Origin of the sequence: Mesorhizobium sp. M2A.F.Ca.ET.043.05.1.1, assembly GCF_003952445.1 — a bacterium.
GTDB lineage: Bacteria > Pseudomonadota > Alphaproteobacteria > Rhizobiales > Rhizobiaceae > Mesorhizobium.
The window spans coordinates 1,999,914-2,014,341 of the sequence record NZ_CP034446.1 but is presented as its reverse complement, the minus strand read 5'-3'; the positions used below and the strand labels follow the sequence as shown (position 1 = coordinate 2,014,341).

Sequence of the window (14,428 nt, the reverse complement as noted above, 5' to 3'; positions counted from 1 at the left end):
CGGCCTTCTTTTTGATTCGACCCTGTTCTGATTCGCCCCTTTTCTGCTGGGACGCTGTGGCGATTAGCCGTTTGTGATTCGAACGGGCGTGATCTACATGCTCGCCGAAACCTCAAGTCCCAGACCTGCGAAGGCGCATGAGCGAACCGGCAAGCCCCGCTGAAACCGAACCGTCGCCGGACGAGGCGCCCGAGCCCGGGCGTCGCGAACCGGTGTTCAACTTGCCGCCGGTCGTGCTTGCGGTGATCGCCATTTGCGCGGTCGTCTATCTGCTGCAGGAATATGTGCTGAGCGAGACGCAGCAGATGACGCTGCTCTACGACGGAGCCTTCATTCCGGTGCTCTACACCGGCAAATATGGCTTCGACTGGTTCTTGTTCACGCGTCCATTCACCTATGCGTTCATGCATGGTGGCTTTGCCCACATCGCCATCAACATGATCTGGCTTGCGGCCTTCGGCTCGCCGCTCGCCAATCGTCTCGGCGCGCTGCGTTTCGCCATATTCTACGCGGTGACCGGGCTGGCTTCGGTTGTTCTGTTCTGGGCGCTGCATCCCTACGGCGAGGTGCCGCTCGTCGGCGCATCGGGCGCGATTTCCGGCATGATGGGCGCGGCCGCGCGCTATGGCTTCCGCATCGACCGGTCATCCGGCAGGGCGGCCTTCGCCGGCGAGCCGCTGCCGATCGCGGCCGTGTTGCGCTTGCGCGGCGTCATGACCTTTCTCGGCGTCTGGATGGTGATCAATCTGGCCACCGGCCTGCTCGGCGTCGCGCCGGGCGTCGATGGCCAGATCGCCTGGGAAGCCCATATCGGCGGCTTCATCGCCGGCTTCTTCGGATTGCGCTTCTTCGACCGCCCGCTGGCTGCAGCCTAGTCCTTAGGCGCACTTGAAAAGCAACCAATCACGGCGCACCATGTTTGCTAAGCACCCGGTGTCTTCCTAGGGGCGCAGGGGCTGAAAAGCCGGTCGGGGCGGGGAGCCGGCGTCAAAGGCAGTGGAGGACGCCATGACGGTTAAGGCAATTCTCGAAAGCAAGGGCCATGACGTGTTCACGCTCGGGCCCAATGAGAAACTCAGCGAGGCCATTCGAATGCTGGCCGAGCACAGGATCGGCGCGCTCGTCATCACCAATGGCGACCGGAAGATCGTCGGCATCCTCTCGGAGCGCGACATCGTCAAGGTCCTGGCCAGGGAAGGCGCCGCCGCGCTCGATATCGCCGTGCGCTCGGCGATGACGCCGAAGGTGAAGATCTGCAACGAAAACCACACGGTCAACGAGGTCATGGAGATCATGACGAGGGGCCGCTTCCGCCATCTGCCGGTTGAGAAAAACGGCTTGCTCGACGGCATCGTCTCCATCGGCGACGTGGTCAAGCGTCGCATCGAGGATGTCGAACGCGAGGCAGAGGAGATCAAGCAATACATCGCCACTGCTTGATCTTGAGTGAAAACCGCCGGCTGTTGCCAGCCGGCGGCGTGGGCGCGTTCTATCGGTTGTCGAGTTCGGCGCGGACGAGCTGCAGCCCGCGCCGGGTGATGCGGTAAGGTCCGCCATCCGTCGAGGAAACCGCTTTCTTGCGCCTCAGTTTTCGAAAGAGCTCCAGGTCGAAGCCAGGATAGCGCCAGCCGTCGCGGGTCAAGCACTGGACGGAGGCGATCTTCCTGCTCTCGTTCTTTTCGATTTCGATACGCCCGCCCTGCGCGAGCAGGTGCAGGATGCGCTGTTCCCCACAGCGCCGCGCGTCCTCTTGGACGCGCAAAAGGACGCTGTGGTACTCTTGGTTGGCGCATGATCCTTTCCGAAAATCGGTTCCGATTTTCGGGGTCATGCGCTGCGCGAAATGTCCATTGGATAAAGTCCCGGGAAAAACAACAAAAGCCGCAGCCGCGAGAAATCGCGGCACGGGGTTTCAGGTTTTTCTGCCCTGCCTCGCTTACGAGGTCAGGGCTTCACCGGGACTGAGCGTAAGTGGACATCCACTCTCCATTGGGATGCACGCTTCTTAGGCGAACGCGCGGGCAAACGCCAGTAGATGGCTTTGCGCTTGTCTCTCCGTGCGGTTTGCACTAGCGAAGTTGCGCAGCGAAATTTGCATTAATGCAACTCCGAGAATTCTAAGTTCGTAGGCCCTCCATGAGCATCATCGACACCCGCACCCCCGACGCGAAACGCCTGATCCCCGGCGCCACCGGCGACTGGGAGATCATCATCGGGCTCGAAGTGCATGCGCAAGTGATCTCGGAAGCAAAACTCTTCTCCGGCGCCTCGACCTCGTTCGGCGCCGCACCCAACGCCAATGTCAGCTTGGTCGACGCGGCAATGCCCGGCATGCTGCCGGTCATCAACGAGGAATGCGTCAAGCAGGCGATCCGCACCGGGTTGGGCTTGAAGGCGGCGATCAACCACAAGTCGGTCTTCGATCGGAAGAACTATTTCTATCCGGACCTGCCGCAGGGATACCAGATCTCGCAGTTCAAGCAGCCGATCGTCGGCGAGGGCAAGGTGATCGTCTCCGTCGGTCCCGACCGCCAGGGCGAGTTCGAGGACATCGAGGTCGGCATCGAGCGCCTGCACCTGGAACAGGACGCCGGCAAGTCGATGCACGACCAGCACCCGACCATGTCCTATGTCGACCTCAACCGTTCCGGCGTCGCGCTGATGGAGATCGTCTCCAAGCCCGACATCCGCTCGGCCGACGAGGCCAAGGCCTACGTCACCAAGCTGCGCTCGATCATGCGCTATCTCGGCACCTGCGACGGCAACATGGACGAAGGCTCGCTGCGCGCTGACGTCAACGTCTCGGTGCGCCGCCCGGGCGGCGCGTTCGGCACGCGCTGCGAGATCAAGAACATGAACTCGATCCGCTTCATCGGCCAGGCCATCGAATATGAGGCGCGCCGCCAGATCGCCATTCTGGAAGACGGCGGCAAGATCGACCAGGAGACGCGTCTGTTCGACCCGAACAAGGGCGAAACACGTTCGATGCGCTCCAAGGAAGAAGCGCATGACTATCGCTATTTCCCCGATCCCGACCTGTTGCCGCTGGAGTTCGACCAAGCCTATGTCGACGCGCTCGCCAAGGACCTGCCAGAACTTCCTGACGACAAGAAGGCGCGGCTGGTCGATGTGCTCGGCCTTTCGGCCTATGACGCCTCGGTGCTGGTTTCGGAAAAGCCGATCGCCGACTATTTCGAGAAGGTTGCCGCCGGGCGCGACGGCAAGCTCGCCGCCAACTGGGTCATCAACGATCTCCTTGGACAGCTGAACAAGGCTGGCAAAGACATTGAAAATGCTCCGGTTTCGCCTGAGCAGCTGGGCGCCGTGCTCGACCTGATCAAGGAAGGCACCATTTCAGGCAAGATCGCCAAGGACCTGTTCGAGATCGTCTGGAACGAAGGCGGCGATCCGCGCCAGCTCGTCGAGAGCCGCGGCATGAAGCAGGTCACCGACACCGGCGCCATCGAGAAGGCCGTCGACGAGGTGATCGCCTCCAACCCGGACAAGGCGGAGCAGGCGCGCGCCAAGCCGACCATGGCCGGCTGGTTCGTCGGCCAGGTGATGAAGGCGACGGGCGGCAAGGCCAACCCGCAGGCGGTCAACGACCTCGTCAAGGCCAAGCTGGGCATCGAATAGGGCGATGTTCGTCCGTACCGCCAGCGAGCGCGATCTTGTTGCGGTCCGCGCCCTGCTGGTCGAGACCTGGCATGCGACCTATGACGTCATCTACGGCGCCGAGCGGGTTACGGCGATCACCGACGACTGGCATTCGATCGCCTCGCTCAAGGCGCGGCTGACGCGACCGAATTCCGAGTTCCTGGTGGCTGACGACGGCAAGCGGCTCGGCGGCATGGCATTTGCTGCCGCTACCACCGACCCGAAGATCGTCCTTCTGAACCAGCTCTACGTGCATCCAGGCTGTCAGCGGCAGGGGATCGGCCAATCGCTGCTCGACGAAGTCGAGGCCAGTTTTCCGGAGATGGATATGCTGCGCCTCGAAGTCGAGGAAGCAAATGCCGTGGCGATCGCCTTCTACCAGGCGAACGGGTTCCGCTTGGCGGGCAGGACCGCCGATTGCGGCGGCGGTTCGGGATTGCCCGCGCTCATCATGGAAAAGCGGCTGGGCTAGATCGCCGGCGCGCATTCAGTCGATGTATCTGCATATGCCGTCGGAAGAATAGGCGTCACGGCGGCGACAGCCCGCGGATCGGCAGCCGACCGGGCAGCGGACGCTCAGGCGGAGGGAATCTCCACATTGTCGATCAGCCGCGTCGTGCCGAGCCAGGCTGCCGCTAGCAGGCGGCCGTCGCCGTCCCGTCGCCAGGGTGCAAGCGTGACGCTCGCGCGAGCGGCGACATAGTCGATCTTCCGGAAGCCCGCGGAGACAAGCGCCTTTGCAGCATCTTCGGTGGCGCCGGATTCATCCGCACCGGCCGAAAGGGCCGCTGCCGCGCGGCGCAGGATTAGGTTGAGCTGGCGCGCGATGTCGAGCTCGGCTTCGCCCAGATAGGCATTGCGCGACGACATGGCGAGGCCGTGCGCGTCACGCACGGTCGGCGCGCCGATGATCTCGACAGGCAGGTCCAGATCACGGCAGAGCTGCCTGACGACGCAAAGCTGCTGGTAGTCCTTCTCGCCGAACACGGCGCAATCGGGCGCCGCCTGCAGGAAGAGCTTGGCCACCACGGTCGCGACGCCGTCGAAGAAGCTTGGCCTGAAGTCCGTTTCGAGGCCCGACGAGGGGCCGCCCACCGAGATCTTGGTGGCGAAGCCGGCGGGGTACATTTCGCTTACGCCCGGCGTGAAGGCGAGATGCGCGCCCGCCTCCCGCAACCGGTCGAGATCGCGGGCCAGCTGGCGCGGATATTTGTCGAGGTCCTCCGTCGGCGCGAACTGCGTCGGATTGACGAAGATCGAGACGACGCAGCGATCGGCCCGTTCGAGCGCGATCCTGACCAGCGAGATATGGCCGTCATGCAGCGCGCCCATGGTCGGCACCATGGCGACCCCGAGTCCGGCCCGGCGCCAGTCACGGACCTGTGCGCGAAGGGTGGCGACGCTGTTGACGACGATTGGAGGGTTCATGTCTCGTCCTTGCCGGATGCCGTCGTGAAGACATGGGTAGCACCGGGGAAGGCGCGGCTGCGCACCTCGGCCGCGTAGCGCGCCGCCGCATCCGCGATGACGCCGCGCAAGTTGGCGTATTCCTTCACGAATTTAGGCACGCGGTCGACGGTCATGCCGACCATGTCGTCGATCACCAGGATCTGGCCGTCACAGTCGGCGCTGGCGCCGATACCAATGGTCGGTATGGAAATATGACGAGTTAGCCTCGCCGCGACGGCCTCCATCGTCCCCTCTATGACGACCGAGAAGGCGCCGGCCTTTTCCACCGCCTCGGCGTCGCGGAAGAGCTCTGCGATGTTTTCCTGCGTGCGGCCCTTGACCTTGTAGCCACCGTCCTTTTCCACCGACTGTGGCTGCAGCCCGATATGACCCATGACCGGTATGCCTTCGGCGACGATGGCCGCGATCTGGGCGGCCATGTCGACGCCGCCTTCGAGCTTCACGGCCTGGCAGCCCGTTTCCTCGACAATGCGCCTCGCGGACGTCGCGGCCTGCGCCGGCGAGGTCTCATAGCTGCCGGCCGGCATGTCGACCACCACGCAGGCCTTGGCCGAGCCGCGCACTACGGCCTGGCCGTGGGCGATCATCATCTCCAGCGAGGCGCCGAGCGTGGTGGCGTGGCCATGCAGAACCATGGCGACGCTGTCGCCGACCAGCATCAGGTCGACATGCGGATCGAGCAGGCGGGCGACGGGGTAGGTGTAGGCGGTGAGGCAGACGATCGGCACGCCGCCCTTGCGGCGGCGGATATCTTCGGCGTTGATCCGGCTGTCGGCGGACGGTTTCCGGGTCAATCGTCACCTCCCTGAAGGCGCCCCGAACCGGGGGCGGGTCGAGCTTTAGAAAGACAGGCAAGGCTTTGCAAGCCGCCCTGCCGCCAGCGGAGCGGCTGCATCGATTTAGCGCACGAAGCATTATGTTCCGGGAGCGGCAAAACCCTTGCCTTCGCGGTGGCGTGACGCCATAAGCAGGGGAGAGGCGCAGCCGCTGCCGCCGCGAGGATCTGGATGAAAACTTTCCTGCTGCAGTTTTTCACCTGGTGGAACAGCCAGACGCTTGGCACCCGCTTCCACACCTGGCGCTTCGGCAAGAAGGTCGGCGAGGACGAAGCAGGCAACGTCTATTATGAAGGCGGCGTCGATTCGGAAGGCCGCACCCGCCGCTGGGTGATCTATCGCGACTATTCGGAAGCCTCGAAGATCCCGCCCGGCTGGCATGGCTGGATCCATCACCGCGTCGACACGCCCCCTTCGGGCGAGAGCTACAAGGCGCGCGAGTGGCAGAAGCCGCATCGGGCGAACCTCACGGGAACGCCCGGCGCCTATCGGCCGCAAGGTTCGATCTTGACCAACCAGCATCGTCCGCAAGTGACCGGCGACTACGATGCCTGGACGCCGGGATCGTAATCCTCCGGATCGCAATCCAAAGCGCCGCTTCGATCCTTTATCGCCACAATTGGCGTTTAGCTGCTTGCTGACTGCGCGGCCATGATTAGCCTTGGGCATTGAAGAATCACCCGGGCACAACCACCGGTATTTTGCATGAGCTCTTCTAAGCAATTCCAGGAAAAGTGCGCAGCGGTTTTCCGTTCGGAATTGCGGCTCAGGATTCCAGCCCAAATCTCTAAGGCGCTGATCGCCGGGACGTCCCTTCTGCTTGCCTCGACAGCCACTTTCGCCGCCGCGCAGGCGCCGGCCCCTGCGCCGGCTACCTCCGAGCGTATCACCAACCCGGTGGCCGAATTCGCCGGCATAGACAAGATCACCGGCCGCATCATCACCTTCGACGTCTATGTCGACGAGACCGTGCAGTTCGGCGCCTTGCAGGTCACGCCCCGCGTCTGCTATTCGCGGCCGGACACGGAGCAGCCGAAGACCGATTCCTTCGTCGAGGTCGACGAGATCACGCTTGATCGCAAGATCCGTCGCATCTTCACGGGTTGGATGTTTGCCGAAAGCCCTGGTCTCAACGCCGTCGAGCACGCCGTCTATGACGTCTGGCTCAAGGGCTGCAAGCAGAAGTCGGACGTGCCGCCGCCGACTGCGGCAAAGGCCGAGACGGGCAAGCCGAAGACCCAGGCCGCCAAGCCCAAGGCTTCGGCGGAGCCGGCGGCCGAGCCGGCTGACACTGCCCCGAGCCAGCCGACGACGATCCTTCCAGCACCAACTGATCCCGGAACCTGCCCGCCTTTCAGCCGTTCCAACTCGGCAAGGCGAGGAGGATTCCGCGATGACCGCCACGAAGCCCATCATGGCCAACAAGCAAGAGCTTCTCGACATCGAGAAGGGCTTCTGGACCGGCGATTCCGCCTATTATGAAGCCAATGCCGATGTGGAATGCCTGGTGGCGTTTCCGCAAATGGCCAAGGCGATGACCAACGCCGAACTGGCGGCGACAGCCAGCAAACCCAACCGTTGGCGCGACCTCGACATCAAGCTGAAGGGAATGGTCGAGCCGGGCAGCGATATCGTCATGCTGACTTACGAAGCGCGCGCGACGCGTGAGAACGGCGAATCCTATGCCGCGCTGGTCAGCACCGGCTATGTTCACCGGGCCGACGGCTGGAAGATGATGTTCCATGCGCAGACGCCGATTGATACGGCGCAGGGCTGACCTCAGGGATAGAAGACGGCCTCGCCCTTCAGCGCCTCGGCCAATAGCTTCTCATACTGTCCGCGCGGCACGTCGATGGCGCCGAAGCGCTTCAGATGCTCGGTGGTGAACTGCGTGTCGAGCAGCGCGAAACCGCGCGCCTTCAGCCGCTCGACGAGATAATAGAGGCACGTCTTCGAGGCATCGGTCTCCCTTGCGAACATGCTCTCGCCGAAGAACACGCGCCCGAGCGAGACGCCGTAAAGGCCGCCGACCAGGCGGTCCTCGCGCCAGGCTTCGACCGAATGGCAGTGGCCGAGGCGATGGAGCTCGACATAGGCTTCGCGGATCGGCGCATTGATCCAGGTCGAGCGGCGCTCTTCGCGCTTCTCGGCGCAGCCGTCGATCGTCGCCTCGAAATCGAAATCGTAGCGGATCTCGAACGGGTGCCTGCGGATCGTCTTCTTGAGGCTGCGCGGTGTATGGAACCCGTCCAGCGGAATGATGCCGCGCGTTTCCGGCCGCACCCAGAACACTTCCGGGTCGTCGGCGCTCTCGGCCATCGGGAAGACGCCCGAGGCGTAAGCCCTGAGCAGCAGGTCGGTCGGGATGCGATAGCCTGGCGCGTAGGGGCGGGTCATCGCATCCCCGTGCTATTCACCCTTGGCCAGGTATTTTTCCAGCCAGTGGATGTCGTAGTCGCCATTGGCGATGTCGGGATTGCCGACAAGGTCGCGAAACAGCGGCAGCGTCGTCTTGATGCCGTCGACGACGAATTCGTCGAGCGCGCGGCGCAGCCGCATCATGCATTCGACGCGGTTGCGGCCATGCACGATCAGCTTGCCGATCAGGCTATCGTAATAAGGCGGGATCTTGTAGCCGGAATAGACACCGGAGTCGACGCGGACTCCGAGGCCGCCCGGCGTATGGAAATGCGTGATCGTGCCGGGCGAAGGCGTGAAGGTGCGCGGGTCCTCGGCGTTGATGCGGCACTCGATGGCGTGGCCGGTGAACTTGATGTCCTCCTGCCTGACCGACAGCCCGCCGCCGGAAGCGACGCGGATCTGCTCATGCACGAGGTCGATGCCGGTGATCGCTTCGGTCACCGGATGCTCGACCTGCAGTCGCGTGTTCATCTCGATGAAATAGAACTCGCCATTCTCATAGAGGAATTCGATCGTGCCGGCGCCGGAATAGCCGAGATCGGCGATCGCCTTTGCGCAGATGTTGCCGATGCGCGAACGTTCCTCGGCATTGAGCGCCGGCGAATTGGCTTCCTCCCAGACCTTCTGGTGGCGCCGCTGCAGCGAGCAGTCGCGTTCGCCGAAATGCACGCCGCGACCGGCGCCGTCACCGAACACCTGCACCTCGATATGGCGCGGCCTCTCCAGATATTTCTCGATATACACGGCGTCGTCGCCAAAGGCCGCGCCCGCTTCCGACTTTGCCGTCTGCAACGCGACTTCGAGATCCGCTTCAGTGTGCGCCACCTTCATGCCGCGGCCGCCGCCGCCCGCGGAGGCCTTGATGATCACCGGATAGCCGATGTCGGCCGCAACGCGCTTGGCTTCCTTCTCGTCGCTGATCGCGCCGTCGGAGCCGGGCACCACGGGAATGCCGAGACGCTTTGCCGTGCGCTTGGCCTCGATCTTGTCGCCCATGATGCGGATATGGTCGCCGGAGGGGCCGATGAAGGTGATGTTGTGCGCGGCGAGGATATCGGCGAACTTGGCGTTTTCCGACAGGAAGCCGTAGCCCGGATGCACGGCGTCGGCGCCGGTGATCTCGCAGGCGGCAACGATCTGGTGGATGTTGAGATAGCTTTCGCGCGACGGCGGCGGGCCTATACAGACGCTCTCGTCGGCGAGCCGCACATGCATGGCGTCGGAATCCGCGGTCGAGTGGACCACCACCGTCTGGATGCCGAGCTCCTTGCAGGCGCGCAGCACCCGGAGCGCGATTTCGCCGCGATTGGCGATGAGGATCTTCTGGAACATCTCTTGGCTGTTCCTACTCGAGGACCACCAGCGGCATTCCGTACTCGACCGGCTGGGCGTCTTCGATGAGGATCGCCGTCACCGTGCCGGCGCGCGGCGAAGGAATCTGGTTCATCGTCTTCATCGCCTCGATGATGAGAAGCGTCTGGCCTTCCTTCACCTTCTGGCCGATCTCGACGAACGGCTTGGCATCGGGCGAGGGCGCCAGATAGGCAGTGCCGACCATCGGCGAAGGCACGGCGTTCTTGGACGGATCGGCAGGCGCCGCGGCGGCGGCCGCTGCCGGCTGAGCCGCGGCAGCGACGGGAGCGGCGATCGCGGGCAGGGGCGCGGCAACCGCATGGACAGCCTGCGACTGACGCGACACGCGCACCTTGAGGTCGCCGAGCTCGACCTCGATCTCGGTCAGATTGGTGTCGTTCAGGATGCCCGCCAGATCGCGGATCAGCTGCTGGTCAACACCGGTCTTTTTTATCGACATTTTCGAGCCTTCTGTTTGGGGGCCGGTCACAGGCGTGCCGCCAGTGCCTGCAGCGCGAGCGTGTAGCCGAGCGGCCCGAACCCGCAGATCATGCCGACAGCGACCGGCGCGACCATGGAGACGTGGCGGAAGGGCTCCCGCGCGTGGATGTTGGAAAGATGGACCTCAGCGACGGGCAGCGGCGCAACAGAGCGGATGGCGTCGTGGATGGCGATCGAGGTGTGGCTGTAGGCGCCGGGATTGATGACGATTCCTGCAGCCTTCTCGCCGGCTTCCTGAATCCAGTCGACCAGATCGCCCTCATGATTGGACTGGCGAAAATCGATCCCGAGCCCAAGCGCGGCGCCCGCCGCCTTGCAGTCCTCTTCGATGGCCGCAAGCGTCTTGCCGCCATAAATTCCCGGCTCGCGTTTGCCGAGCGCATTGAGATTGGGACCGTTGAGGACGAAAATCGTTTTCAATATGCCGACCTTGTTTCACGCCGACCCCAAGCCGGCGCACTGGGCCTCTATAATGGGCATAGCCGCCCGCGAAAAGAGCGCAAGTGCGTTCTTACGCTGTCCACAGCGGCCGGCTTTTGTATCCGCAAGCGCCTACAGCGCGCTTTTTGCCTCTTCGATCTTTTCCGCCAGAACCTGCTGGCCGAGCGCTCCGAAGATCACCTCGTTGCCGACCACATAGGACGGTGTGCCGGTGATCGACAGTTTCGTCGCAAGGTCATAGGTGCGCGAAAGCGTCTCGGCGATGCGCGGATCCTTCATCTTCTCGCGCAGCGTCGCCTCGTCGGCGCCGAGCGAAAGCGCCACCTTGATAGCGGTCGCTTCGGTGGCGCGGCCCTGGCCGCCGAGCAGCGCGGTATGGAATTCGCCGTATTTCTCCGGGTGCATCAAGTGGAACGCCATGGAGACGACGCTGGCCTTCTGCGAATCGGGGCTCAGGATCGGGAACTCCTTGAGCACGAAGCGCAGGTCCGGGTCGGCCTTGGTCAGCGCCTTCATGTCCTCGATGGCGCGTTTGCAGAAGCCGCAATTATAGTCGTAGAACTCGACGATCGTGACCTTGCCCTTGGGGTTGCCTACGACGCCGTCGAACGTCGAGTTGAAGATCTCGTCCTTGGAATTCTTGATGACGCCCAGTGCGGCAAGCCGCTGCTCTTCCTTCTGCTTGGCCTCGAGCGCGTCCTGCACCTCGAGCAGCACTTCCGGGTTCTTCAAGAGGTAGTCGCGGATAATGCCCTCGACCTCCTTGCGGTCGATCTTGGTATCGGCGGCCGCCTTGGTGTCGGTGGAGGACGTGACCTGGGCGACCTGCACGGTGTCGGCCTTCGCGGCCTGCGGATTTCCCGCCACGAAACCGAAGGCCAGCATGCCGAGCGCCACCGCCAGGCCGCCGGCACTGCCAAGCAGGATTGCCTTGTTCATTGTCCTCGTCCTTTTTCCTGTTCCGGTCCGCCTTCGTCGTCGTCGACGTCCGGGAGGTTCATTTGAGTTTGTTAGACGGTGTGTAGTTTATAATATCCTGAGCGCGTACCCAGCGGGGTTCGCCGCGCTTCAATTTCTGTTGAGCGCGCATGGCGAAGATCTTCGCATTCTTGTAGTCGCCCGCATAGTAATGGCCCTCGGCGGTGGCAAGATCGGCTGCCGGAATGTCGCCCTGTTCTCCATAGGCCTGCGCCAGGAAGCGGTAGGCTTCGGCATTCTCCTTGTCCCGCCCGACGCCGTTGTTGAGCTGGACCACGGCCTTTTTCAGCGAATCGGGCGTGCCCACCGCCATCAGCGCCTGGCCGAGCGAGACCAGCAGCAGTCCGGAATGCGCGGGATCGAGGCTCACCGCCTTGGCATAGGCGTCCGCCGCGTCCTTCGGCTTGTTGGCCTTCATCAGGATATCGCCGCGCAGCTCCTGGAAATAGGGGTTCTTCGGCTGTTCCTTGATCAGCGCCGCCGTCTTGGTCAGCGCCGCGCCCGGATTGCCGTAGAGATAGGTCTGCTGCGCGTCGCCATAGCGCGAGGCGATGCTGGCCGGATTCTTGCGCATCAGCCGCGCGACGGCCGCCTGGCCCTGCATATAGGCGGCGATCTTGATGCGCATCATGTCGTGCCGCTGCTGCAGCGCCGGCGGGTCGACAACATTGACGAAGGGGCTCTGCTTGACCAGCACTTCAAGGTTGGCGATGCGCTCCTGCGGCATCGGATGGCTGATCCGGTAGGGATCCACCTGGGTGCCGGCGAGCGACAGCGCGCTCTGGAAGCGGCCGAAGGTCTTCAGCATGCCCATGCCGGACTGGCCGGTGGCGTTGAGATAAGTGATCGCCGAGCGGTCGGCGGTGATCTCTTCGGTACGCTGATAGGCAAGGATCGAGCGCTGCGCCATCTCGCCGCCGCCGGCGGCAACACCCATGCCGGCGCCCGCCAGGCCCTTGCTGTTGGTGGTCGCGCCGGCAACCATGGCGCCGGCGCCGAGCAGCGTGGCGATGATGGCCATTGTCTTGGCGCGGTCGAGCTGGTCGCGCAATTTCTGCTGATGTCCGCCTGCGATATGGCCGGCCTCGTGCGCGATGACGCCGATGATCTCGTTCGGCGTTTCGGCGGTCACCAGCGCGCCGGTGTTGACGAACAGGCGCCGCCCGGTGACGAAGGCGTTGAAACTCGGATCGTTGACTAGAACGATGTCGATGCCGTCATTTGCAAGCCCCGCAGCCTTGAAGATCGGCCGGGCATAATCGCGCACCAGCGCCTCGATCTCGGCGTCGCGCACCACCGGCACGCCTTGCGCGAAGGCGCTGACCGAGCCCGACACGGCAACGGCGGCGGCAAGCATAAGCGTCGCGAAGCCGCGCGCGGTTCGGCTGAGAGAGGTCGATCTGCCAATCGATGGTCGGGGTCGGCTCAACATAGGTCCACTGGTAGACGAGCGGGCGAAAGATGAAAAGTCGGCGCCGGCAACTTCCTGCGCGCTTGTGATCCCCACATCAATCGGGCATTTGTGCGGCGCTGTTCCTTTAACTAGGGCAGTTCAAGGACAAGTCTGCGCTGCTTGCGTCCGGAATTCACCGAAATAGGGCAGTTGGAAGAGGTCAAATGGTCGTTTCGCTTTCGCGCCGGGGGGAAGTCGAGCCCTTCCACGCCATGGACATCCTGGCCGAAGCCAACCGGCTGAAGGCCACCGGCGTGCCCGTGGTGTCGATGGCCGTCGGCCAGCCGTCGGATCCCGCGCCGGCGGGCGTCCGCGAAGCGGCGGCCGCGGCCCTCAGGCACGGCCGCATCGGCTACACCGATGCCTTGGGCCTGGCCGATCTGCGCAAGGCGATCGCCGAGCACTATGGCGAGCATTACGGGATCGACGTCGCGCCGTCGCGCATTGCCGTCACCACGGGGTCGTCGGCCGCCTTCAACCTCGCTTTCCTGGCGATGTTCGATCCGGGCGACCGCGTCGCCATCGCCGCGCCCGGCTATCCGGCCTATCGCAACATCATGGCCGCGCTCGGCATCGAGATCGTCGAGATCGAGCTCGGCGCGGACGCCTATCTGCATGCCGAGCATCTGAAGAGCGCGCATCGCGATAAGCCGCTGAAGGGTGTGCTGTTCGCCAGCCCCGCCAATCCGACGGGTGCGGTGATCCCGGCGGACGAACTTGCGGCGCTGGTGAAGACGGCCGAGGAACTCGGCATCGCCGTCATCTCCGATGAAATCTACCACCGGCTGGCCTATGCGGCGCCCGATGTGACCGCGCTGGCGTATGGCGCCGGCGTGACCGTGATCAATTCCTTCTCGAAATACTATTGCATGACCGGCTGGCGCATCGGCTGGATGGTGCTGCCCGATGAACTGGTGCGGCCGGTCGAGCGCATCGCCCAGAGCCTTTATATCTCGCCGCCGGAATTGTCGCAGATTGCCGCGATCGAGGCCTTCAAGGCCACGGAGGAACTCGAAAAGGTGAAGGCGCGCTATGCCTGGAATCGCGACCTTCTGATGAAGCGTCTGCCGGAACTCGGCTTTGCGCTGGCTGCTCCCATGGACGGCGCCTTCTACGCCTTCTGCGATGTCACCCGTCACACCAATGACAGCATGGCCTTTGCGCGAAAAATGCTGGCCGAGGCGCATGTCGCGGCGACGCCAGGCCGCGATTTCGATCCGCAGCAGGGGCATCGCACCATGCGCTTTTCCTATGCCGGCAGCCATGAAGACATGATCGAGGCGCTGGCGCGCATCGAACGCTGGCTGAAATAGACGAC

The 14,428-nt window shown here is 63.7% G+C and carries 16 protein-coding genes and 1 pseudogene; 8 read left to right on the top strand and 9 right to left on the bottom strand.

Features of this window, described 5'->3' with window-relative positions; genetic code table 11:
- Positions 1–137 precede the first annotated feature (137 nt).
- Entirely contained in the window at positions 138–875 is a 738-nt protein-coding gene (locus tag EJ069_RS09680) for a rhomboid family intramembrane serine protease (RefSeq protein WP_126061081.1), read from the top strand.
- A gap of 133 nt (positions 876–1,008) precedes the next feature.
- Positions 1,009–1,440 (top strand): CBS domain-containing protein, encoded by a 432-nt coding sequence (locus EJ069_RS09675; RefSeq protein WP_126061080.1) that lies wholly within the window; start codon positions 1,009–1,011, stop codon positions 1,438–1,440.
- A gap of 49 nt (positions 1,441–1,489) precedes the next feature.
- Here EJ069_RS09675 and EJ069_RS09670 read toward each other — a convergent pair whose 3' ends face one another.
- Positions 1,490–1,762 carry a YjhX family toxin gene (locus EJ069_RS09670; RefSeq protein WP_042643899.1) on the bottom strand — a complete coding sequence of 91 codons (273 nt, stop codon included), beginning with the start codon at positions 1,760–1,762 and terminating at the stop codon, positions 1,490–1,492.
- A 374-nt stretch (positions 1,763–2,136) separates the two neighbouring features.
- Between EJ069_RS09670 and gatB the strand changes: the two genes are divergently transcribed.
- Complete coding sequence (gatB, locus tag EJ069_RS09660; protein ID WP_126061079.1) at positions 2,137–3,636, top strand: Asp-tRNA(Asn)/Glu-tRNA(Gln) amidotransferase subunit GatB; 1,500 nt, start codon at positions 2,137–2,139, stop codon at positions 3,634–3,636.
- A 4-nt stretch (positions 3,637–3,640) separates the two neighbouring features.
- Complete coding sequence (locus tag EJ069_RS09655; RefSeq protein ID WP_126061078.1) at positions 3,641–4,129, top strand: GNAT family N-acetyltransferase; 489 nt, start codon at positions 3,641–3,643, stop codon at positions 4,127–4,129.
- A 104-nt stretch (positions 4,130–4,233) separates the two neighbouring features.
- Here the strand turns inward: EJ069_RS09655 and panC are convergent, their stop codons facing one another.
- Together panC and panB are read right to left on the bottom strand one after the other, a co-directional pair.
- Complete coding sequence (panC, locus tag EJ069_RS09650; protein ID WP_126061077.1) at positions 4,234–5,085, bottom strand: pantoate--beta-alanine ligase; 852 nt, start codon at positions 5,083–5,085, stop codon at positions 4,234–4,236.
- Positions 5,082–5,921: a 3-methyl-2-oxobutanoate hydroxymethyltransferase gene (gene panB / locus EJ069_RS09645; RefSeq protein ID WP_126061076.1), complete on the bottom strand. Its 840-nt coding sequence runs from the start codon at positions 5,919–5,921 to the stop codon at positions 5,082–5,084. Before panB ends, panC begins: the two co-directional genes overlap by 4 nt.
- A 213-nt stretch (positions 5,922–6,134) precedes the next feature.
- On the opposite strand from panB, the gene EJ069_RS09640 reads away from it, so the two are divergent.
- From EJ069_RS09640 to EJ069_RS09630, 3 genes and pseudogenes are all read left to right on the top strand, one after another.
- Positions 6,135–6,533 carry an NADH:ubiquinone oxidoreductase subunit NDUFA12 gene (locus tag EJ069_RS09640; protein ID WP_042643890.1) on the top strand — a complete coding sequence of 133 codons (399 nt, stop codon included), beginning with the start codon at positions 6,135–6,137 and terminating at the stop codon, positions 6,531–6,533.
- Positions 6,534–6,668: 135 nt separating this feature from the next.
- A pseudogene (locus tag EJ069_RS09635) lies at positions 6,669–7,238 on the top strand (DUF2155 domain-containing protein); the annotation flags it as partial.
- Positions 7,239–7,356: 118 nt separating this feature from the next.
- Positions 7,357–7,740 carry a hypothetical protein gene (locus EJ069_RS09630; RefSeq protein ID WP_126061075.1) on the top strand — a complete coding sequence of 128 codons (384 nt, stop codon included), beginning with the start codon at positions 7,357–7,359 and terminating at the stop codon, positions 7,738–7,740.
- Positions 7,741–7,742: 2 nt separating this feature from the next.
- On the opposite strand, the gene aat is transcribed toward EJ069_RS09630, so the two are convergent.
- The 6 genes from aat to EJ069_RS09600 all read right to left on the bottom strand — a co-directional run bounded on the left by aat (position 7,743) and on the right by EJ069_RS09600 (position 13,089).
- A complete protein-coding gene (aat, locus tag EJ069_RS09625; RefSeq protein WP_126061074.1) occupies positions 7,743–8,360 on the bottom strand; it encodes a leucyl/phenylalanyl-tRNA--protein transferase in 618 nt (205 codons plus the stop codon).
- A gap of 12 nt (positions 8,361–8,372) precedes the next feature.
- The gene (accC, locus tag EJ069_RS09620) at positions 8,373–9,716 is read right to left on the bottom strand and encodes an acetyl-CoA carboxylase biotin carboxylase subunit (RefSeq protein WP_126061073.1); all 1,344 of its coding nucleotides are present in this window, start codon (positions 9,714–9,716) and stop codon (positions 8,373–8,375) included.
- Between the two features lie 13 nt (positions 9,717–9,729).
- Positions 9,730–10,197 (bottom strand): acetyl-CoA carboxylase biotin carboxyl carrier protein, encoded by a 468-nt coding sequence (gene accB / locus EJ069_RS09615; protein ID WP_042643882.1) that lies wholly within the window; start codon positions 10,195–10,197, stop codon positions 9,730–9,732.
- A gap of 26 nt (positions 10,198–10,223) precedes the next feature.
- Positions 10,224–10,658 (bottom strand): type II 3-dehydroquinate dehydratase, encoded by a 435-nt coding sequence (gene aroQ, locus EJ069_RS09610; RefSeq protein ID WP_042643880.1) that lies wholly within the window; start codon positions 10,656–10,658, stop codon positions 10,224–10,226.
- Positions 10,659–10,790: 132 nt separating this feature from the next.
- Complete coding sequence (locus EJ069_RS09605) at positions 10,791–11,618, bottom strand: DsbA family protein (protein WP_126061072.1); 828 nt, start codon at positions 11,616–11,618, stop codon at positions 10,791–10,793.
- A 58-nt stretch (positions 11,619–11,676) separates the two neighbouring features.
- A complete protein-coding gene (locus EJ069_RS09600; RefSeq protein WP_126061071.1) occupies positions 11,677–13,089 on the bottom strand; it encodes a M48 family metalloprotease in 1,413 nt (470 codons plus the stop codon).
- A 185-nt stretch (positions 13,090–13,274) separates the two neighbouring features.
- Here EJ069_RS09600 and EJ069_RS09595 point away from each other — a divergent pair, with 185 nt between their 5' ends.
- Positions 13,275–14,423 carry an aminotransferase class I/II-fold pyridoxal phosphate-dependent enzyme gene (locus tag EJ069_RS09595; RefSeq protein WP_126061070.1) on the top strand — a complete coding sequence of 383 codons (1,149 nt, stop codon included), beginning with the start codon at positions 13,275–13,277 and terminating at the stop codon, positions 14,421–14,423.
- Positions 14,424–14,428 lie beyond the last annotated feature (5 nt).